The 22,189-nt window shown below is 41.9% G+C and carries 17 protein-coding genes; 11 read left to right on the top strand and 6 right to left on the bottom strand.

Annotated features, from left to right (window positions below; translation table 11 throughout):
• Window positions 1–14 precede the first annotated feature (14 nt).
• The 5 genes from QLH32_RS05415 to QLH32_RS05395 all read left to right on the top strand — a co-directional run bounded on the left by QLH32_RS05415 (window position 15) and on the right by QLH32_RS05395 (window position 4,068).
• On the top strand, window positions 15–941 hold the full coding sequence (locus QLH32_RS05415) for a penicillin-binding protein activator (RefSeq protein WP_283268534.1): 927 nt from the start codon (window positions 15–17) through the stop codon (window positions 939–941).
• Window positions 938–1,870 (top strand): IS5 family transposase, encoded by a 933-nt coding sequence (locus QLH32_RS05410; RefSeq protein WP_283268533.1) that lies wholly within the window; start codon window positions 938–940, stop codon window positions 1,868–1,870. Before QLH32_RS05415 ends, QLH32_RS05410 begins: the two co-directional genes overlap by 4 nt.
• Window positions 1,871–2,010: 140 nt before the next feature.
• Entirely contained in the window at window positions 2,011–2,415 is a 405-nt protein-coding gene (locus tag QLH32_RS05405; RefSeq protein ID WP_004678091.1) for a YraN family protein, read from the top strand.
• An 87-nt stretch (window positions 2,416–2,502) separates the two neighbouring features.
• Window positions 2,503–3,192, top strand: a complete 690-nt coding sequence (locus QLH32_RS05400) for a BON domain-containing protein (RefSeq protein ID WP_432442308.1) — start codon at window positions 2,503–2,505, stop codon at window positions 3,190–3,192.
• A gap of 3 nt (window positions 3,193–3,195) precedes the next feature.
• A complete protein-coding gene (locus QLH32_RS05395) occupies window positions 3,196–4,068 on the top strand; it encodes an alpha/beta hydrolase (RefSeq protein ID WP_283268532.1) in 873 nt (290 codons plus the stop codon).
• A gap of 18 nt (window positions 4,069–4,086) precedes the next feature.
• Here the strand turns inward: QLH32_RS05395 and nudC are convergent, their stop codons facing one another.
• The 3 genes from nudC to dnaQ all read right to left on the bottom strand — a co-directional run bounded on the left by nudC (window position 4,087) and on the right by dnaQ (window position 7,975).
• Complete coding sequence (nudC, locus tag QLH32_RS05390; protein WP_279959225.1) at window positions 4,087–4,842, bottom strand: NAD(+) diphosphatase; 756 nt, start codon at window positions 4,840–4,842, stop codon at window positions 4,087–4,089.
• A complete protein-coding gene (locus QLH32_RS05385; protein WP_267980932.1) occupies window positions 4,842–6,488 on the bottom strand; it encodes a chemotaxis protein in 1,647 nt (548 codons plus the stop codon). Before QLH32_RS05385 ends, nudC begins: the two co-directional genes overlap by 1 nt.
• 128 nt (window positions 6,489–6,616) lie before the next feature.
• Window positions 6,617–7,975 carry a DNA polymerase III subunit epsilon gene (gene dnaQ / locus QLH32_RS05380; protein ID WP_283268531.1) on the bottom strand — a complete coding sequence of 453 codons (1,359 nt, stop codon included), beginning with the start codon at window positions 7,973–7,975 and terminating at the stop codon, window positions 6,617–6,619.
• A 320-nt stretch (window positions 7,976–8,295) separates the two neighbouring features.
• On the opposite strand from dnaQ, the gene QLH32_RS05375 reads away from it, so the two are divergent.
• From QLH32_RS05375 to QLH32_RS05350, 6 genes are all read left to right on the top strand, one after another.
• On the top strand, window positions 8,296–11,565 hold the full coding sequence (locus tag QLH32_RS05375; RefSeq protein ID WP_283268530.1) for a LysM peptidoglycan-binding domain-containing protein: 3,270 nt from the start codon (window positions 8,296–8,298) through the stop codon (window positions 11,563–11,565).
• Between the two features lie 6 nt (window positions 11,566–11,571).
• On the top strand, window positions 11,572–13,416 hold the full coding sequence (locus tag QLH32_RS05370) for an extracellular solute-binding protein (protein ID WP_283268529.1): 1,845 nt from the start codon (window positions 11,572–11,574) through the stop codon (window positions 13,414–13,416).
• A gap of 20 nt (window positions 13,417–13,436) precedes the next feature.
• On the top strand, window positions 13,437–14,507 hold the full coding sequence (gene yejB, locus QLH32_RS05365; RefSeq protein WP_283268528.1) for a microcin C ABC transporter permease YejB: 1,071 nt from the start codon (window positions 13,437–13,439) through the stop codon (window positions 14,505–14,507).
• Window positions 14,507–15,517 carry an ABC transporter permease gene (locus QLH32_RS05360; RefSeq protein WP_283268527.1) on the top strand — a complete coding sequence of 337 codons (1,011 nt, stop codon included), beginning with the start codon at window positions 14,507–14,509 and terminating at the stop codon, window positions 15,515–15,517. The genes yejB and QLH32_RS05360 overlap by 1 nt, the downstream gene beginning before the upstream one ends.
• On the top strand, window positions 15,495–17,075 hold the full coding sequence (locus QLH32_RS05355; RefSeq protein WP_283269287.1) for an ABC transporter ATP-binding protein: 1,581 nt from the start codon (window positions 15,495–15,497) through the stop codon (window positions 17,073–17,075). Before QLH32_RS05360 ends, QLH32_RS05355 begins: the two co-directional genes overlap by 23 nt.
• Before the next feature lie 114 nt (window positions 17,076–17,189).
• The gene (locus tag QLH32_RS05350; protein ID WP_283268526.1) at window positions 17,190–18,434 is read left to right on the top strand and encodes an NADH:flavin oxidoreductase/NADH oxidase family protein; all 1,245 of its coding nucleotides are present in this window, start codon (window positions 17,190–17,192) and stop codon (window positions 18,432–18,434) included.
• Between the two features lie 9 nt (window positions 18,435–18,443).
• On the opposite strand, the gene QLH32_RS05345 is transcribed toward QLH32_RS05350, so the two are convergent.
• The 3 genes from QLH32_RS05345 to QLH32_RS05335 form a co-directional block, all read right to left on the bottom strand.
• Window positions 18,444–19,124: a glutathione S-transferase gene (locus QLH32_RS05345; protein ID WP_283268525.1), complete on the bottom strand. Its 681-nt coding sequence runs from the start codon at window positions 19,122–19,124 to the stop codon at window positions 18,444–18,446.
• Window positions 19,125–19,364: 240 nt separating this feature from the next.
• Window positions 19,365–20,192, bottom strand: coding sequence for a tyrosine-type recombinase/integrase (locus QLH32_RS05340; protein ID WP_283268524.1), 828 nt, complete (start codon window positions 20,190–20,192; stop codon window positions 19,365–19,367).
• A 499-nt stretch (window positions 20,193–20,691) separates the two neighbouring features.
• Window positions 20,692–22,143 (bottom strand): zonular occludens toxin domain-containing protein, encoded by a 1,452-nt coding sequence (locus tag QLH32_RS05335; protein ID WP_283268523.1) that lies wholly within the window; start codon window positions 22,141–22,143, stop codon window positions 20,692–20,694.
• Window positions 22,144–22,189 lie beyond the last annotated feature (46 nt).

The following is a 22,189-nucleotide window of genomic DNA, read 5'->3' as shown; positions in this document are numbered from 1 at the left end:
AAGGTAACTTCCTCATGTCTTACAAAAAATATTGGCTGCTACTGTGTTTGGCAGCATGTATGAGTCCAGCCTATGCGGACGTACTGGTGATTTTACCTGAATCTGGCACGATGGCGCGAGCAGGCCAGAGCATCAAACGTGGTTTCCTGAGTGCTTATACAGCATCTGGCAGTAAAGAAAAAATTATTTTTGTAGATTCCGCAAAAAATAGCATCGACTCAATTTTTAAGAAAAAAGTCACCAATAAGACCAGACTGATTGTTGGGCCATTGGCAAGACCTGAAATTGAAAACGTTATACAGCTTAGTCCCAAAATTCCCGTACTGGCCCTCAATGATGTCAACACACAGGCAGCCAACGTCTGGCAATATAGTCTGGCCAAGCAGGATGATGCGGTTGCCCTCAACCAACTACTGAAAAAAGATGGGGTGAAAAAACTATTTGTTTTACGCCAGACAGGCACTGAGTCAGCCACTGAGCTTTTTTTAGTGGCATTGGTGGCTGAGTTTGGTTCAGATATTGAAATGGTTAATCAGTTACCGAAAAAACTCTCCAGAAAAGAGGGCGTGTTGCTATTGGGTGACCATCAATGGATGGAGCAACTGGGATCATTACCTGAGAAAAATATTTATGCGACACCCCTGAGTATTGAGCAGGGACAACCTATACCTATAGGACTGAGTTTCTGTGATGTCCCCGCATTATATAATGGCCAATGGGCAGACTTGATTGAAGCCTACAAGGAACAGCCTGAAAATATGGCATTTCAACGTTTGCTTGCTTTTGGGGGGGATGCATGGAGCATGAGCCAACAGTTCCTGGAGCAAACTGGACAGGTACAGTTCTCTTTTGTTGGGCGAACGGGTGCAATTGAGCTAAAAGAGGCTTTGTTGCACAAACCTAGCATCAAAAGCTTATTCAGCAATATAATTTCAAAATGAATAAGCCTGCCTCTAAAATCTACCGTACAACCAATTGGTCATCCTATAACCGAGCCTTAATTAACCGAGGTAATATTTCCATTTGGTTTGATCCAAAGACTCAGTGGTATGCACAATCACAAGGCAAGCAAGGTCGAAATCAAACCTACTCTGATACAGCGATTCAATGCTGCTTAATGATCAAATCGCTATTCCGACTCTCTTTACGCATGGTCACAGGTTTTGTTCAAAGCTTGATTAAACTCTCTGGATTAGATTGGACAGCTCCGGATTATTCCACCCTTTGTCGTAGACAAAAGCATATTGATATTGCGATTAGCTATCAAAAAAGTAGTAATGGGCTACATCTACTCGTAGATTCTACTGGCTTGAAGTTTATTGGTGAAGGTGAATGGAAATGCAAGAAACATGGGGCTGAATATCGTCGCCAATGGCGTAAGCTTCACATTGCTATAGATGCTAAAACCCTGCAAATACGTGCAGTACAACTCACCACAAATAATGTCAGTGATTCTCAAGTACTCGAAGATTTACTTGCTAAAATTCCCTTGGATGAACCAATTGATTCTGTTTATACAGATGGTGCTTATGACACCAAGCACTGCCGACAAGTCATTTTAGATCGAGATGCACATGCGATCATTCCACCTAGAAAGAATGCAAAGCCTTGGAAGGATCAGCAAGCGAGGTCTATAGAGCGGAACAAATTATTAAAGACAGTCAAACGGCTAGGCAGATCGCTTTGGAAAAAGTGGTCTGGTTATCACCGTCGAAGTTTGGTTGAAACCAAGATGCATTGCATCAAATTATTAGGCGATAAATTAACAGCGCGGAGTTTTCCAAGTCAGGTGAATGAGATCCATGCACGCATGGCAGTCTTGAATAAATTCACAGAATTAGGTCGCCCTCATACCCAAGTTGTCTCTTAAATTTGAGTAGCTTAAGGGAACTCAGCCTTTCAAACCTTTATGCAACAAAGCCGCTAAAAGACCATAAAATCTCCAGGCAGCCCTATTGTTATAGGCAGCAAAAAAATAGCATTGAAATTTTGAAATAAGATATGGGCACAATGGAGCAGCAGAAACATCTTTTGGGACAGTGGGCAGAACAAACGGCATTGCTATTTTTACAGTCCCAGCAGTATCAATATGTCAATAAAAACTACCATTCACGTTTTGGAGAAATTGACCTGATTGTCAAACGCGACAATGAGCTGGTTTTTGTGGAGGTGAAAGCCCGTTCCGCAGGCAGTTATGCAGAGGCCTGTGAAGTGATTTCATATTCGCAGCAACGCAAGATTATCAAGACGGCCCAGTTCTTTTTACAAAGATATCCCAATTATTACAATTTTGACTGTCGTTTTGATGTGATCTGTTTTGATTTTCCACAGAAACTTGCAAAAACAGTACAACCAGATTTTTCAAAATTGCAGTATGATCAGCAATGGATTAAACATGCGTTTACTTTGGATTGAGATACGGTTGAGTCATTTCAAGACAAGTGCAGTAGATTGAACAAGTTAGTGGATAGGGAGTCTTGCCAAGTGTTGAAACGTTTAACGATGACGTTGGTTTGCGTTGCAAGTTTATCGGGATGTGCGAGTTTTATTTCTGGTGGAACAGGATCGGCGCCTGTTGGTACAAGCAGTGGTGAACGTAGTCTAGGGCAGGTTTTTATTGATTCTTCAATCAAGCGTACTGCAAATATCAACCTATACAAACTAGACCATCGCTTTAAGCAGTCACGCATCAATATTGAAAGTTTCCACAGTAATGTTTTGTTGACTGGCCAGGTTCCTGATCCTTACTTAAAACAGTTGGCGGAAGATAACCTGCGCGCCATGAGCGATGTTAAGGCGGTTCACAACTACATCACTGTAGGCGATAAAGTAAGCTATAGCACCATCATGCAGGATGCCACGGTAACGGCGAACACCCGTGGTCTACTGATGAAAGCACCTGTGGTTTCTGACAGTAAGGTACTGGTGCATACTGAAAATGGTGTGCTGTATGTGATGGGGCGCCTTAATACCGCTGAAGTGAAAGATTTGGATGATGTCTTACAAAAAGTGGGCAATGTGAGTAAAATTGTCACGCTGATTGACAACATTGATCAATCTTCAGGGACGATGAACTCATCTGCTGCCACGCCAATGGTCGGTGCAGCGACAACACAGCCTTTAGTTGAAACACCAGTTGCAATTGATCCTGATCAAGATGAACCCGTGACGACGACACCAACCGCACCTTAATTTATGAAGCAACTTATTCAGCAAGTACAAGAAAACGTGATACGGGCGAAAAACTTATATCAGGAATTTCGCCTGTATGATTTTGCCAGCTATTCAATCAATTATTTGACGCCAAAGGACACTTTTGAAAAAGAAGAGCATTTGGCCTACGGTTTAAAAGCAAGACAGCGTCTAGATTTATATCGCAGTAAAAATGCCAAAAAGCAAAGGCCATTGATTGTCTTTGTACATGGTGGTTCATGGCAGCATGGCAATAAACGTGATTATTTGTTTATTGGTGAGACATTCGCACGTGAGGGCTATGATGTTGCGGTGATTAACTATCATCTTGCGCCTGAACATATCTTTCCAGCCTTTATTGATGACCTTGCGCAGGCCATTCATTATTTGTCCCAAAATCAAAACAAGCTGAATATCTCAACTGACAACATGATTCTGATGGGACATTCGGCAGGGGCTTTTAACGTGATGTCGGTTGTCTATTCAGCCCAGTCACAAAACTTCAAATATAAAGACCAGATCAAGGCGATTGTGGGTCTGGCTGGACCTTACCATTTTGACTATGTGGGTGATCCTTTATCCGAACATGCCTTTGACCAGAAGATTTCCTATCAGCAGGTGATGCCTTATTACTTTATTGAACCGAATCGAATCAAGCATTATTTGCTGGTGGCGGAACAGGATCAGTTGGTGGAAAGAAAAAATACACTTGATCTGGATATTGCCTTGAGACAAAAGGGCAACCACAGCCATATCGCCGTGATTCCAAAGACAGGTCATATTACCATTGTGGCAACACTTGCCAGTCTGATGAGTCATTATTTCAAGACTAAGCGTACCATTCTGCATTTTCTCGAAGAAGCTTTAGAACCCTAAAGACTAAAAAAGCATCTTTTAGGATGCTTTTTTACTTTCTATGACCTGCATGATCATACTGTGGGCAATACTGCCCTTAAATGGAATTTCAGGCAGTTGGTCAAACTTAAAGAATTGTGCGTCACTAATTTCTTCAAGCTGGAGCTGAATGTCACCTGAATCATATTCTGCATGAAAGGCAATCATCAGGTTGCTTGGAAATGGCCACGGCTGACTTGACATATAGCGGATATTTTTAAGCTTGACACCGACTTCCTCAAACGCTTCCCGTTGCACCGCCTCCTCCAGTGTTTCACCAACCTCAACAAATCCTGCAATCAATCCATACATATTGCCATAATGCTTATGCGCTGATTTTGCCAGCAATACTTCATCATTGCCTTTGGTGATAATGGTAATGACACAGGGCTGCACACGTGGGTATTGATGATAGCCACAGGCAGGGCAAACCATAGCATATTCTTTGGGATGGATTTCCGTGGCATGTCCACAGTGGCTACAGAATTTATGGTTACGCCGCCACTCAAGCAGTTGCACCGCACGGCTGGCCTGTAGAAATTCTGTTGTGGACCATAACTGGATCAGTTCCCGAATGGGAATCAGTTGATAGCCATCGGGAACGGATTCATGTTCAAGCAGATCACGTGCAATGACATGATCATTGTGATGGATGGGGAGGTCACTTGCTAACTTTTCAACCTTTGGCAGTTGCAGGTTTTCATCAACTAACAGTTTCTGGTGCTGAAAAATATAAGCAAGTGAGAGCTGAGTCATTATGCGGCGATGCTTTGTAATTGCTGACTGCTTGATAATGCCACATCAAACATGGATTGCAATACGGGTTGTTTATTCTTAAGGTTATCCACCAGTAAATCCAGACCTGCAACCACATTTAAAATGCAGTTCACCTGCTCTGCGTCCAAAGCCAGATTCTGGTTTAAGCGATTCTGGGCAAAGTTCGCCGCAGTCAACAATGCTGTCTGTTGAGCAGAACTGCCAAGGAACAGGGCAGCACCTGATAACTCCTTAAGATACTCTGGCAATGCCTCCAGGCTATGTGCGGCTGGATCCTGAACATACAGGCTTAGGGTTTGGGTCAGTGTCTCAATCAGTGTTTTTGTCTCAGTCAACAACGCCTTATGTGCTTCATCTAAACGGTCTAGTGAGATATGCATGTTGTTGACACGCAACTGCAAACGGCTGGAGGTGTAGTTACGTTCCAAAATGCCGATTGAGTTCATCGACGCTAAAATACTGTTCATCAACTGCTGTACTGAAGCCACATCCGTTAGTGTATTGGATTGACTGAGTTTTTCAGCCTGCTGGATCAGCTCTTTTGCCGCCTCATTCAGGTTAAGCACCTTGAACACATTCGCAAGCTGGTTCAGCTTCAGTTGTAGCTCCTGAGTTTTCTCAGTTGACATATTTTGATGATTGTATTCAATTTCATTACGAATCTGTGCCATTTCATTGGTCATCAACTGGCTGATGGTATGAATGGTTTCATAGTCAGGGCCATACAAATGACGGCTGAGCACCTGCAACTGGGTATCGCTTAATAACTCATCGCCAATGTTGAGCTGTTCACGGATATGCTGGGAAACATCATCTTCCTGACTAATGCAGATGCTTAGAATATCTGCAAGATCGCTCAGGTTGCTTTGGTAGGCAGACTGCTGTGCCAGGAATTTACCAATATTGGTTTCAACCTGAATCAGGGTGCGTAAACGCGCTTCGGTGATCAGCAGTTCTTCAATATGGCTTAAACCAACATTGACCAGTTGCCAGTATTGCTGACTTGGAAGATTTGAAGCCATGCCCGCAAGGTAGACACCAACAAGTTTGATGCCCTGTAAGTCCAGTGGCGTTTCCGCCTGTTTGATCAGTTTGTTCAGGCATAGCTTGTAAAGCTGGTGAATATATTGGGATTGTTCCAGACTTGGCGCCTGTGGCAGATTAAAGTTTGGTGTGATGCAGTCCAGCAAAGGCTGAATGGTCTGGCCTTCTTTGGTGATTGGTTTGCCCAGCGCTTTTTCCAAACGGTTCAGGGTATCAAGCAGGAACTGGGGTACCTTGACTTCACGCAGGCAGATAAACTCAATATAGCGCTTCAGCATGGTGGTGCCTTCACTGAGGGCAACCACATCACTGGTCTTGATTTGCTGCGGTTGAGCCATGATCTTGCGCATCAACTCAGCTGAATACTGGGTGATCTGTGACAAATGCGGCATATCAATCAGGGCAAGCACCTGTGTGCATTGCTCAAACTGATTGAGTGCGTCATCAATACCAAAAGGTAAGGCTTGTTCTTCAGCAAGCGTATTAACTGCTGTCTCCACCAATTTAATCGAATTGTCGATTTCATTTTTTATTATTAGTAATGCCGTTGGGTCGAAATGAATCGAGGTTTGGTAAGACATATGACCTACACCTTTCCTGAGTTGTTATATCCATGAACCTCCCGCAACAGGAGGTTTAAATCTTCTATAGGCTAATATAGCGTAACTTTGAAAGCTTGAAATACAAAAAATAACATTGATCAGCAAATTTATTTTGCAAAAAAGCAAGGCTTTCCATGTTTCTGTTCAAATTGTTTGACCCATGTCTCATGTTGGGCCAATTCATCACCTGATGCATAAATGACAGGAAGCTCAATCTGGACACGTTGACGGGTGGTTTTATTTTGACTTTGTTCCGTTTGTGACAGGGCATCCATATCAAAGGAAACCTGTCCACCCGTCATGGCAAGGTAGACATCGGCCAGAATCTCGGCATCCAGTAACGCACCGTGAAAAGTACGGTCCCGCGCAGGAATTTCGTAACGCCTCACCAAGGCATCCAAAGAATTCTTTTGGCCAGGATGCTTATTTTTTGCCAGTGCCAATGTGTCGGTCACTTCACACACGTCGGAAAGTAAGGGCAGGCCAACACGCTTGAACTCCATGTCGAGGAAGTTCATATCGAACGTTGCATTGTGTGCAATGATCTCGGCACCTTTTAAGTAGGCAAATAGCGTATCGGCAATTTCTGCATATTTGGGCTTGTCTTGTAGAAAATCGTCGGTGATGCCGTGGATGGCCTCTGAGTCACCGACAGGTTTTTCAGGATTGATATAAATATGAATCGAGCTGCCCGTCAGTTTGCGGTTGATCATTTCAATCGCGCCCACCTCAATAATGCGGTCGCCATCCTGATAATAAAAACCTGTGGTTTCGGTATCCAGAATCAGCTGGCGCGGACCCTGAAGACTTAACTTGGCTTCAGTCACAACAATCTGTGGATGTAGGCTGCCTGTTGGTGTTACTGAGGAGTCGGGCAATATCTCTGTTTCAGCCATGTTGTCCTGAACATTTATTTCTATTTCAAGTTCTTCCACGGTTTCATCCTGATCCGCCATCATATCCAAACCAAAAGGGTCATCCAGAAGCCAGTCTGGTTCAGGCTTTTTTGTATCAGCGTTAGCCTGTGTTGTGGATTTTAGTTGCTTGGCAGTCTGTTCCGCACCCAGATTGGCCAGTTGATCCGCCATCTCATTGCCAGCATGACCTGCATGACCCTTGATCCAGTTCCACTCAATCTCACGGTTGACACAGGTTGCATCAAGTTTTTGCCAGAGGTCTGGATTTTTGACATCTTTCCAGTTCTTCTTTTTCCAGCTATGAATCCATTCAGTGATGCCTTGCTTGACATAATTGGAGTCTGTCCAGATGATCAGGCGTGCATCAGTCGGGCAAAAGGCAATTCCCTCAATGGCAGCAGTCAGTTCCATGCGGTTGTTGGTTGTTTCTGGTTCGCCACCACACAGCTTGTGTTCACCCTGTTCAGTAATGATGTATGCACCCCAGCCGCCTAAGCCTGGGTTACCCTTGCATGCGCCATCAACATAGAGCGTGATTGTTTGTGACATATCTGAACCTAAATCATAAATCGAATAAAAAGTTTCCAGCATTTGCATCTAAAATGGATTAGATCAATATTCTGCTGTGAGCTTGAGAAATTGGAACAACACGATGGTTTTGCCCGTATGGATGGAGAATTTTAGCATTTCCATCCTATTTCTTGTATTGTAAGGTGAAATTCTTGCCCTGAACGTTACAAAATACATATTTTTTAATTTCTTGTAACATTTCCATGCAAATCACGCTAAATTATTGCCTTGTCTAAGCGACATGCTTTACTACAATGGCTAACTGAAAAAGAACTAGCGTGAGTTGACTGGAAGTTTTTATGTATAAATCGAGCACATTGGTGTGGCAAACATCTGCAACATCATTATTCAAAATCACTGTACTCACTTCCGCTCTAGCCGCGTTGGGAATTACCGCAGGTTGTTCATCCACCCCTCAGACAAGCAAGGTTTCATCTTCAAAACAAGTGGGTTCAGGCTTTTTGGATGCAAGTAGTCTGGATTCCCTAGAAGACCTGCTTTCCGCAACCGATATGCGTGCGGTGGAGGGCGACCGTCTTTTGGTTTTGAAACACGGTGATGTCTGGAAACGGATGACTGTGGGCTTCAAGATGGACCTGAATCACTGGGACTCGCGTATCGAGGCGCAGCGTAGCTGGTTTATTTCCCGTCAACCTTATCTGGACCGTTTAAGTGCGCGTGCCAGCCGTTATTTATACCACACTGTAAAAGAGGCTGAACGCCGTGGTATGCCGACTGAATTGGCACTTTTACCCGTGATTGAAAGCTCTTATGATCCCGCGGCAACCAGTAGTGCGGCAGCAGCGGGTTTATGGCAATTTATTCCAAGTACGGGGCGTATCTACGGTTTGCAGCAAACCAGTTTATATGATGGCCGCCGTGATGTGGTCGAGTCCACGCGTGCCGCTTATGAGTTTTTAGGCAGCTTATATAATCAATTTGGTTCATGGGAACTGGCACTGGCTGCCTATAACGCAGGGCCAGGACGTATCCAGCAGGCCATTAACCGTAATAAGGCGGCAGGCTTGCCGACCGACTACTGGTCCTTGAAATTGCCACAGGAAACCATGAACTATGTTCCCCGTTTTCTGGCAGTTGCACAAATTATTAAAAACCCTAGCGCTTATGGTGTGGCATTGCCTCCAATTGCCAACCGACCTCACTTTCGTGAAGTTGCTTTATCTGCACCGCTTGAGTTAAACCAGATTGCCTCGATCACGGGATTAAGCCGTGCTGAACTGTATACATTGAACCCAGCCTACCGTGGTGAGATGGTTGACCCGATGAGTCCAATGCGCATCTTGATTCCTGCGGATTTAAGTCCATCAATTGATGCAAAATTACGTTCTGGCAAGGCAGGTTCTGGTGGATTCTGGGCAAGTAGTGCGCCGCCACCTGTAATGAACCCATTGACCAGCTCAACCACAGTACGTACAACCACCTCAACTACAAGTAATGTGGGGCAAATTGTTAAGCCATCCACTACACCACCGCCACCATTAACCACGAAGACCAATACTGTACCCGTTACCACAACAACAAAAACGCCGACCAGAATTACCACTCCTGTAGGTTCAAACGCTTTGGCTTCTTTTGCTGCTGCTGCGGATGTACCAAGCGCACCACGTATTCCTGTGGCGATTACACCAGCACCAAATGTTAAGCCTGTCAGAATTGAACCACCAATTTCAATGCAGGAGCGCGAGCAGATTGTTGCTGCTGTAAAGCAGGAGGGTGAGAAGAAGACGATAACACAAGTTCTGGAACCGCAGGCAACACAGGCTGAAAAAGATCAGGTGGTTGCTGAAATTAAGGCCATTGCCCCACAGGGAACAGAAATTGTTGATCCATTTGATGGCAAGATTAAGCTGACCGCCATTCAGACCAGCCAATCGGTTGCCGATCAGAAAGGTCAGGAAGTCAGCAAGGGCTTTGCTTATCCAAAAACCTTGGCTGAAAGCCCAGAAATTGCCAATAGTGATGATGCCAGACGCAATCAGGGCAAGCCCTACATCAAGACCGATACCGATGTTGTTGTGGTCGCGCCAAAAGGCAAACGCAGTACCTATACCGTTCAGCCTGGCGATACGCTGGCCTCAATTGCCCAAAAGAATGGGGTGAACTGGCGTGACATTGCCAAATGGAACCAGATTGATCCAACAGGGACACTGTTTGTCGGGGCAAGCCTGTATCTCTATGATGCAAAACCACAAGCTGACACCTCCAAGGCAATGGAAAGCAAGCCAGAAAGTTATGTGGTGCAGTCAGGGGATAGCCTGACCAATTTGGCGGCGCGTTTTGATCTAAGCCTCAAACAATTGGCTGACTATAATAATCTCTCTGTAACGGACGGCTTGTTTGTAGGGCAAAAACTCACATTGGTTGAGCCTAAAACCAATACGCGTAACCCTCAACAAACAGTACGTGTGCCAGAGACAAAGACATCCACAGCTCAAAAAGTGGCGACCAAGTCCTATACGGTGAAACGTGGTGAATATCTCAAACTGATTGCGGACCGTTATGCCTTGTCGAATCAGGAACTGGCTGATTTAACGCTAGGACTGACATCGGGTAGCAGCTTGTTGGTGGGGCAAAAAATTAATGTGCCCCTGCATGAGGTGTCACAAACTGAGGAGGCTGTCGAGCCTAAAAATGCGGTTAAGTATGAAAATGTAACCGCATCAACCAGCTACAAGACAGAGAACTACACGGTTCAACGTGGTGATACCTTATCCAGTATTGCATCAAAATCAAAAATCACCCTGAATGAGTTGGCTGAGTTAAATAAGCTGAAATCCAATAGTGGGGTTCGTTTAGGGCAGACCATCAAGATTCCAGCAGGTTCAACCATTCCTGAACAATATGTGGTTCAGTCGGGCGACAGTTTGATAGCCATTGCGAATAAATATAATTTGCAATTGAGTGAGCTTGCTGAGTTAAATGATTTGGAGCGTACATCTGGCGTAATGATAGGACAGCGTTTAAAACTGACAGGTGATGTGCCGACTAAAGCCAATAGTAGTAACATCAAAGCAAAAGAGGACACTGTACCAGATATTTACACAGTGAAGTCTGGAGATACCTTAAGTGGTATCGCAAACCGCTATGCTTTACAGCTTGAAGATGTTGCTGCCTTAAACAACTTGTCTCGTGACAGTAACGTTCGTATTGGACAAAAACTGAAACTGACAGGTGATTTACCGAAAACTGAATCTGCCAAAGCGGATAACAGTAAAAATAGTGCCAACACCAAGGCAGTATCAAGCAAGAACACCGAAAAATATACAGTGAAAGCAGGTGAGTCACTGAACAGCATTGCCAGCCGTTTGGGCATGTCTGGGCGTGAACTGGCAGAGTTGAATGACTTGAAAGCCAATACTAGCCTGCAACGTGGTCAGAATATATCCATTCCAAAGACGGTGACAGAGTACAAGGTAAAACGTGGTGATACCTTAATTGGCTTGGCGAGTAAGTATGGCATGGAAATTAATGCACTGGCTGAGATGAATGACCTAACCCCGAAAACTCAACTGCGTATTGGTGATGTGATTAAAGTCCCGAACCTGTAATTACGCATGATTGCATTGCTTGTTACCAAGAGGCTTAGTCTATTGTATGGACTAAGCTTTTTTGTTCAGCTTTCATTTGCGGCAGTCCAAACCACACCTTATTTGGCTATGCATGTGACTCCAAAGTATGCAAATTTAAATGTCATGCCTTATGCCAATCCAAATGCACAGAAAGGTGGAGTGCTTAGCCAGTCCAGTCTGGGAACGTTTGACAATTTAAATAGTATGAATGGTAAGGGTAGTGCCACCGAGGGCGTAAATTATCTGTTTGATACCTTGATGGATCGATCTTTGGATGAGCCACGGGTGATGTATCCTTTATTGGCCGAAAAAGTCAGTTATGATCCTGATGATATAAGATTTATAATTTTCCATTTAAATCCTAAAGCCCGTTTTAATAATGGTCAGCCTGTCACCGCAGATGATGTCAAATTTACTTTTGATACCTACCAGACCAAAGCAAATCTGGGTTTTCAAATGTATTTGTCCGATTTGGCAAAAACAGAAGTCATTTCCAGGTATCAGGTTAAATTTATTTTTAAATCCAGGAATAATGTGGAAATGCCGCTGATTGTGGCAAGCCTACCGATCTATTCTAAACAGGACTGGAGCAATAAGGATTTTACCCGTATTACTTTGCAGCCGATTGTAGGGTCTGGACCTTATATGCTGGAGCGTATTGATGCAGGGCGGAGTATAACCTATAAACGCAGTCCGAATTATTGGGCTAAAGACTTGCCTGTCAATAAAGGGCGTTATAATTTTGATCTGCTGAAATATGTCTATTACCGTAATTTAGAGGTCAGTTTTGAGGGTTTTAAATCCCGACAATTTTATTTATACGAAGAAAAAAATATCCGTAACTGGATGACCGCTTACAATTTTCCAGCGATGCAATCGGGCTGGATCAAAAAGTATAAAGCTCGTTTAGGTACACCATTGGATATTCAAAGTCTGGTATTTAATATTCGCCGTTCACCGCTCAATGATATTCATCTGCGCAAAGCTTTAACTTATGCCTATGATTTTGAGTGGCAAAATAAAGCATTATTTTTTAATCAAAATCGAAGATTACAAAGCTATTTTGATAATACCGATTTGGCTGCAACAGGTAAGCCAAGTGCAGCAGAATTAAACATTATTCAGCCTTTTTTGAAACAGCTTGATCCTGCGATGCAACAAGGAGTTTTGGTCGATTGGCGTTATCCCGTATCAGATGGCAGTGGTTTTAACCGTCAGAATTTACTCATCGCTCAAAAAATCCTAAAAGATGCGGGCTATGTGATTCGTAATGGCAAGTTATATGATCGGCAGGGCAAACTGATTCAAATTGAACTGTTAATGCAGCAGGAAAATCCACAACGTGAGTTGATGCCATTTGTACGTAATTTGAATCGTTTAGGGATTCAGGTTAATCTGCGACAAGTCGATGTTCCACAATATATGGAACGGATTCGCCATCAGGATTTCGATATGATGGTGATGAAAATGCCACAAACGCTGACTCCAGGGAAAGAGCAGGCACAGTTTTGGAGCAGTGCTGCCGCAGATGAGTCGAATAACTATAATTATTCAGGGATTAAAAATCCTGCAATTGATCAAATGATTGACAAGATTGTGGCTGCCAAACGCCGTGATGAAGTGGTGCGCTATACCCATGTGCTGGACCGTTTATTACGGGCAGGCTATTATCAAATCCTGACTTATGGCAAGCCTGAACGCTGGTTTGCCTATTGGGATATCTATCAGCAGCCTACGATCAAACCAAAACTTTCAGTGGGTTGGGAATATTGGTGGGTGGATGCAGATAAAGCCAGCAAACTAAATCAATCGTTCCAAAAACACCAATGAAAATAATCAAGGATATTTAAATGTCGCACTATATTCTGAAAAGAATGTTATTGATGATTCCGACATTATTTTTCATTGTGTTGATTAACTTTATTATTGTCCAAATTGCGCCAGGTGGGCCTGTCGAACAGGCCATTCAACAGATACAAAATGCACAGGGTTTAGGTACAGGAACAAGCACTTCATCTAGCCTAAGCAACTTGGCGCAATATCAGGGTGCGCGTGGTCTTAGTCCTGAAATGATTGATAAAATTAAAGCACAATATGGCTTTGACCGTCCTGCCTATGAACGCTTCTGGCTCATGATCAAGGGCTATTTAACATTCGATTTTGGTACAAGTTTTTTTAAGGATAAACCTGTTACACAATTGCTTTATGAAAAACTGCCTGTCACTTTATCGTTAGGGTTGTGGAGCACTTTCCTGATTTACCTGATTGCCATTCCACTTGGCATCAAGAAAGCAAAAAAGAATGGTTTGCTGTTTGATCAATCAACTTCGCTGTTATTGGCTGTGAGCTATGCCATTCCCTCCTTTGTATTTGCCATTGTGTTGATTGTATTTCTTGGAGGTGGTAGTTATTTGCAATGGTTTCCATTACAGGGTTTGGTTTCAGAAAATTTTGCCCAACTTGGTCTATTAGAAAAAGTTAAAGATTATCTCTGGCATATGTGTCTGCCGATTCTCAGTATGGTGTTAGGCAGTTTTGCAGCCTTGACCTATCTGACTAAATATTCATTTGTGGAAGAATTGCAAAAACCTTATGTGCTGACGGCACGATCCAAAGGATTGAGTGATCATCAGGTGCTCTATGGGCATGTCTTTCGTAATGCTATTTTGATTGTGGTTGCCGCCTTACCTGAAGCATTGGTCGGGATTTTCTTTGTCGGTAATTTATTTATCGAGATTATTTTTAATCTTGATGGAATCGGATTGTTGGGTTTTGAGGCGATTACCCAGCGTGATTATCCCGTGATTTTCGGCACATTATTTTTATTTACCTTGTTTGGCATGATCCTGCGTTTAATTGGCGATTTGCTTTATCAAGTGATTGATCCCCGTATTGATTTTGAAGCAAGAGGTGGCAAATAATGTCGCCTTTAATGCAGCAGCGTTTCCATCGTTTTCGACAGAATAAATTGGGTTTTCGCTGCTTAATCGTATTTCTGATTATTTTTATCCTGTCTTTATGTGCGGAATTTATTGCCAATGATCGTCCTTTATTGGTGCGTTATCAGCAGACCTTTTATTTTCCAATTTTAAAAGATTATCCAGAAACGACTTTCGGTGGGCAATTTGAAACGGCAACCGATTATCAAGACCCAGCAGTCAAACAGTTGATTCAGCAACAAGGCTGGATGATTTCTCCGCCTGTGGCATTTTCTTATCAATCACCCAATTTATCTCTTGCGGTGCCTGTACCCTCAAAACCAAGCGTACAAAACTGGCTCGGAACTGATGATCAGGGGCGAGATGTATTTGCCCGAATCTTGTATGGGTTGCGGATTTCCTTATTGTTTGGATTGGCTTTAACCTTATGTTCAGCAGTCATCGGCATTATGGTTGGGGCAGTACAAGGTTATTATGGCGGCTGGATTGATCTGATTGGACAACGTATTTTGGAAGTGTGGGGCGGTTTGCCCATGCTGTTTATCGTGATGATTCTGGTGAGTATGTTTAGCCCTAGCGTGTATTGGCTGTTCTTGATTATGCTGTTGTTTGGCTGGACCGAACTAGTTGGATTGGTACGGGCTGAATTTTTACGCGCCCGAAATTTTGATTATGTTAGAGCTGCACGAGCGTTGGGTGTCAGTGATGTTCAAATTATCTTTAAGCATATTTTACCCAATGCCATGAGTTCCAGTCTGTCACAAATTCCTTTTATGTTGACGGCTAATATTATTGCCTTAACTGCACTAGATTTCTTGGGTTATGGTCTGCCGCCTGATGCTGCATCTTTAGGTGAACTGTTATTACAAGGTAAAAATAATCTGGATGCGCCGTGGTTGGTTTTATCAGGTTTCTTTACTTTAGCGATTGTATTGTCTTCGCTGATTTATATTGGGGAGGCGGCACGTGATGCATTTGACCCAAGACGTTAAGCCGTTGTTAAAAGTGCAGCAGCTTTGCATTGCCAATGAAACAGGGCAGACCTTGCTGGATGATTTAAATTTTGAGTTATATCCAGCTCAGACTTTGGCAATAGTTGGTGAAAGTGGTTCGGGTAAATCCATCAGTGCTTTGGCATTATTGGGTTTATTGCCTGAAACATTGAGCGTGGATGGCAAAGTTGAATTAGAAAATAATGATTTGTTAAAACTCAGTCAGCGACAATTACAACAGCTTCGTGGTAAACGAATCGCCATGATTTTTCAGGAACCCATGACTGCGCTCAATCCATTGCACAAGGTGGAAAAGATCGTTGGCGAAAGTTTAGTGTTGCAAGGTCTGTCCGAAGCACAAGCTCAGCAAAAAGTGATCAATTTACTACATGATGTGGGCATTGAGGATGCTCAGCAGATGCTAAAATGCTACCCACATCAGCTTTCAGGTGGGCAACGGCAGCGTGTCATGATTGCAATGGCACTGGCTTTAGAACCAGAGATTTTAATTGCCGATGAACCAACGACAGCTTTAGATGTGATGTTGCAGGCACAGATTTTAGCTTTGCTTAAAAAGCTGCAACAGCAACGTAAAATGGCGATGATTTTGATTAGCCATGACCTCAATCTGGTTAAACGTTATGCTGATCATGTGCTGGTGTTGAATCAAGGCAAAGTTGAACAGCAAGGTACAATTTCTGAAATTTTTGACCAGCCAAAAACTGAATATACAGAAAATCTATTGAACCATAATTTTGGGCAAGCTTTGGTATTGGAACCAGCAGAAACCTTATTAAGGCTTGAAAATGTCACTGTTAAATATCCAATTAAACACGGCTTATTCAACCATGTTAAACATTATAAAGTGGCAGCAGAAGCGATTGATTTGAGTTTAATGCAGGGTGAGGCTTTAGGCATTGTGGGGGAAAGTGGTTCAGGCAAGTCATCTATAGCTTTAGCAATTGCACGTCTGATCGCCAGTGATGGAGAAATTGTTTTTCAGGGCAAAGATTTAAACCAATTGAATCAAAAACAACTTAGACCTTTACGAAGTGATTTTCAGATCGTATTTCAAGACCCTTTGAGCAGCTTAAATCCACGCATGACAGTTGAGCAAATCATTGGAGAGGGCTTAAAGCTTAGATCAATTTCCAAAGCACAGATCACAACTAAAATTGAAGAGGTACTCAGTAAAGTTGAATTATCAATAGACGCTAAGCATCAATATCCACATCAACTGTCTGGTGGGCAACGGCAAAGAGTCGCATTGGCAAGAGCTTTGGTGTTGCAGCCCAAACTCATTATATTGGATGAACCTACCTCTGCACTGGATCGCAGTACACAGCGTGCCATGATTCAATTGTTACGCCGATTACAGCAGCAAGACCAGATCAGTTACATCTTTATCAGTCATGACTTACAAGTCATTCAAGCACTTTGCCAAAAAGTAATGGTGATGCATCAGGCCAAAGTCCTTGAGTATCAACAAACCACGCAATTATTTGCCCAGCCTCAAACTGAATATACACGACAGTTGATCGCAGCCAGCCAGTACTGAGCATCTTGTAATTAAGCTGACATATGATATTGTCAATTTATCGGAAGAACCCTTGACACCCACAATAATCAGATTAAATTAGAGTAAATACTCTAATTGTAGCAGAGGATGACCATGAGTCAGATTGCAGACAGTATCCAGATTCGTAACACCACATTTAAAAACCGCATTATCAAAGGTGCCATGAGTGAAGCACTTGCCAATCATGATGGGCAACCGAATGATTTGCATATCGGCTTATATGAGGCTTGGGCAAAAGGTGGTTTAGGTTGTGCCATTACAGGCAATGTCATGGTCAACATCGCAGCCAAGAATGAGCCAGGTGTGGTTGCAGTGGAAACTGAACGTGATCTGGCGAAATTACAACAGTGGGCGGCAGTGGGTAAAAAATATGGAATGGTACAATTGATTCAATTGTCACATCCAGGTCGTCAATGTCCAAAAGGTTTGAATAAGGAAACTGTTGCACCTTCGGCTGTGCCATTTAGCCCAATGCTGGCCACCATGTTTGGCACACCGCGTGAACTAAAACATGAAGAAATCTTGGATATTATCCAGCGTTTTGCCACAGCAGCAGCGATTTGTGAAAAAGCAGGTTTTGAGGGCGTGCAATTACATGGGGCACATGGTTATTTGATCAGTCAATTTTTATCGCCACTGACCAATAAACGTACTGATCAGTGGGGCGGTTCAATCGAAAATCGCAGCCGTTTCTTGCTGGAAATTTATAAGGCGGTACGTGCTGCTACTTCTGAGAACTTTATTATTTCAGTCAAACTCAACTCTGCTGATTTCCAGCGTGGAGGAATTACTGAAGAAGATGTCATCACCGTATTCAAGGCAATTGATACTGCGGGTATTGATATTATTGAAATCTCAGGCGGAACCTACGAAGCCCCTGCAATGGCAGGTGCAAAAGCTGAATCACGTAAAGCCAGCACCATTGCCCGTGAAGCGTATTTCCTTGAGTTTGCTGAAAAGATTCGCCAGCATGTATCTTGTAAGTTGATGGTGACAGGGGGCTTCCGTACCGTTGCAGGCATGAATGCTGCACTTGAAAGTGGTGCATGTGACTTTATCGGTATTGCCCGTCCATTGGCAGTTGAGACTGATTTAACAGATCGCTTAATTGCAGGCAATGATGTGCGTTATGCCGTAAACCAGATTAAAACAGGTATTCCAATGGTCGATAAAATGGCTATTATGGAAATTATCTGGTACGCAGCGCAGTTTAAAGCAATTGGTCAGGGTAAAAAACCGAATCCGAAATTATCGCCTTTAATCGTGTTCCTGAATTATGCCAAAGGCAATATTAAGGCAGTGATCAAAGGACAGGTGAATTCACGTAAATCAGCATAAGCTGATTTACTACGCTGTTGTCCAATAAGTCTGGAAAGTAGAAGCAGACCATTGTCCTTTAATGAGAGCAGTTTTAAAGGCGGGTCTGTTTTCTATTTGCTCAAGGTAACGTTGTATATGCTCAAATTGCTTTAGATTTTGAGAGCCAGCCAATAACGGAAACCACATTAATATATCGACAAGCGTTAATTGATCTCCAGTAAACCAGATATGATCTTTTAAATGCTCATCAACCATGCACATTTGTCGCTGTAATGAAGCGTTTAAATAGCCTTGATCAAAGCCATATTTTAAAAATTTAGAAATGAAACGAACAGGAAAAGGAGTCCTTTGCACAATCTGTTTAAAGATTTGCTTGAGCAACAGATCGGGTATTAAAGTTGCTTCACAGTAATTTTTCCAATAATAAAAATGTTGTAATTGTTGTCCGCTTAATTCTGACTGCCCCAATTTAGGATTGAAATATGATAAATATTCAATAATTGCAGCTGTTTCTGCTAGAACGTAACTTTGTCCTTGATCTATGATTTCAATCGCAGGAAATTTTGATAAGGGATGTGGTGAGTTTTTATTTTGATCAGTATCGCAATGCTGATTGATTATTAATTCATAAGCAAGATTCAGTTCTTCCAAAAACCAGATGATACGTTGTGAGCGTGAATTTTCCAAATGAAATAAACGTATCTGCATATCTTGTTTAACTAATAAGTTTTAGTATTCACATTATAAGATGAGGATAGAAAATAAGCTAAGAATAACAATGAGTTCTTTTTTAAATTTTAAAGTAAATGATGAAAAATAAAAAAGCCACTGTCTCATTGATGCAGTGGCTTTTTAATATTTGGCGTCCCTACGGGGATTCGAACCCCGGTTACCGCCGTGAAAGGGCGACGTTCCACTGGCGGTTTTTTAAGCATGTTTTTTGTAAAGTTATGTTAACGTCGGTAGATATTTTAAGACGTGATGTAAATTTTCAGGGGCTAAATGTGAGTATCTTTGTGTTATTCGGATATCTGAATGTCCCAACAAGGTTGAGACATGGTAAAGCGGTACACCTTGCTTTACCAAGAAACTAGCAAATGTATGTCTTAAGTCATGAATCCTAACAGCACCCAATTCCGTTCTTTTTACCGCAATTTCAAATCCCCGTCTAAAGCTCTTAATGTGTGAATCAGTTGACCTGTTATAAAACACATAATGCTTATGTTTCTTCAACCTATAAAAAGCTGCAATCGAAACCGTATTAAGTGGCTTATATACTGTCTTCTTATTTTTGCTAAGTGAATTGCGCACGATAAAATATCTGTCATGCAGAAAGACGTTGTTCCATGTCAACGTTGTCAACTCAGAAGCCCGACAGCCTGTATTGAGGGCAAGCACGACAAAATCATGTAATAACTGATTGTTATGCTTAAGGGTGGCTTGTAACAGATCGTGGCACTCAACAGCAGTTAAGTATCTCGGGATGAAGTCATCTTCAAACAACCTGAACCTATTAAAGACGTTCTTGAAATTCGCTGTCTGGTTATATTTCAGATAGTAGTTAAATGCCGACTTAATGACATTCAATTCTCGATTAATCGTACTGTTTTTCACACCCGAAAGTTGTCTATAGGTGCAATAGTCTGTCAGGACATCTATCGTTATTTCATCATATTGATAAAACCATTCGATATATTTTATTTTATCTTCATAGCTATGTTTTGATTGAAATAAACCGTTTTTAGAATAGAAGTCTAATATTTCTTTTACATTCATTTTTTACCCCATAGTAAAAAGTCGCTTCGCTCGGTTAATCTCTCATAGAACAAATGGGAGTAGGTAATCAGGGAGGGGATGTGTCTGGATACTTCGATTCGTGGGCAAGACTGCCCACTCTAGCCCCGCAGACGCGGGGTGACATGCAAGAAGATCGGGACGTGAATCTTTGCATAGCGATAAAAGCCCTTTGTTAGGGCTTTTATATTGCTCTTCGAGCAATAAACCGAGAAGTTAAAACTTTGGAAAAAATATTTTGAATTCAACATAAACAATCATTAAAAAAGCAAAGACTATAAATAACGCCAGATAAATAAAACGCATGTCTACCCCGTTAAAAACAAACATTCAAAAAGCAATCGTGAGTAGTATACGTGAGATATGTAAAAACCAAAGACAAATGAAGAAAGCGCTACCAAGACAAATACATAGCTAGAAAGATAGATTTTCTTTACTTGAGAATGATGTAACTTATATTGAAATACATGAGCATCGTGATTCATATCAAGCCCTCCATTTTTGCCTGCTCTATCTTAGCCATCTGCTCAGTATCTTGTTGATTATTGTACGGATAATCGACTTGATTATTGACTTGAACATTATTCATTCCCTGTGGAGTTGGTTGATACATCGGATTGAACGGGCGGTCCCCATTCATGTACTTTTGACAATCAGATTGTGGAACGTTTAGACGTGTACCTTGTTGTGTGTATGCATAGTATTTGCCATCCCATTTCACACACCCAACAAATTGAGGTGTACTCGTTACTTGGTACTGAAACTGATCATACGGCACGTTATATGGATCATTCGGATCATATTTAATTGTGTATGCCTGACCAGCATTTTTTTGCTGATCAAGTTGATTGAACCATTGCACGCATTCAGGCTTTTCTACATTAATCGCCTTGCGACATTCATTATTTAATTGATCAGGCTGAATCATTGCAGTCTGATTTTTTTTATCTGCCTGATTATTTTGTGCAGTTTGTTCAGCTTTGGGATTAATAAATTTTTGTGTTTTATCACTGGTAATCATTTTAAATATAATAAAACATAATATTAATGAAGCACCGCCAATATAATATGCTTTTTTAGGAACTTTGAATTTTACTGTATGTGTCGTTGCAGATTTATAATAACTAAATAAATCCTTTGGATATTTGAACAAAAATTCATTTTCAGCAACATCTTTAGAAGATTGTGATTGTGGCTGTTTACGACAACTTCTCCAGTAGTAAACGCTTGCTAATTTTGCACCGTAAGGACGATGCAAATGATAGTGTTCACCCACAAGGTCAAGTACGAAAGCATTTAGAAAGCGAGGGGATTGCGTAATAAACCATATGTCATGCCCAGTATGGCGATGCACTTGTAGTTTTTGAACAATCTCATCCTTGTTTGCTGACGTACCCGATCTGAAACGCTCATGCTGCTGTGCTTCATCATAATAAACAATAGAACCGTCAGGCGTTTTTCGCCAGTCTTCTGGTGTCTTTAAAACGTTATCAACTTTTAAGCCATTTATATCGCTATACTGTTGACGAACATCGAGTATGTATTCAAGCTTTAAATCAAGCTGATCATTTATATATTTGATTAGCTCGTTATATATAACTGAGTCATAAAAATATGTCTCATATCTATTGTTTAAGCTTAATCCAGAGAATGACTGAAATTCATCAAATAGATGAGATATTGTTATTTTCTCATTATCTGAATGTTTTAATACATTTCTAATGTCTTCATATATTTTCTGATCACCATCAAATACAGATGATTGTATTAAAATCTCCTTATCACAATTTATTTCTATAATTGATAAATTGCGCTCAAATATCTTTGGATTGAGCTTTAGATGCTTTTCATTTTGCTGTTCACGCTCAATAATTTTTGAAACAGCAAACAGTGTTTTTCCAGAGCCTGGCGTACCAGTAGTTAAAATAATCATAAATCAACTCCAACCGCCTGAGCCGTTATGTCCGTTCTGGGGAACG

The sequence above is a fragment of the Acinetobacter corruptisaponis genome, from assembly GCF_030053775.1.
Classification (GTDB): domain Bacteria; phylum Pseudomonadota; class Gammaproteobacteria; order Pseudomonadales; family Moraxellaceae; genus Acinetobacter; species Acinetobacter corruptisaponis.
The sequence above is the reverse complement of the archived record's forward strand: the minus strand, read 5'-3'. Positions and strand labels throughout refer to the sequence as shown.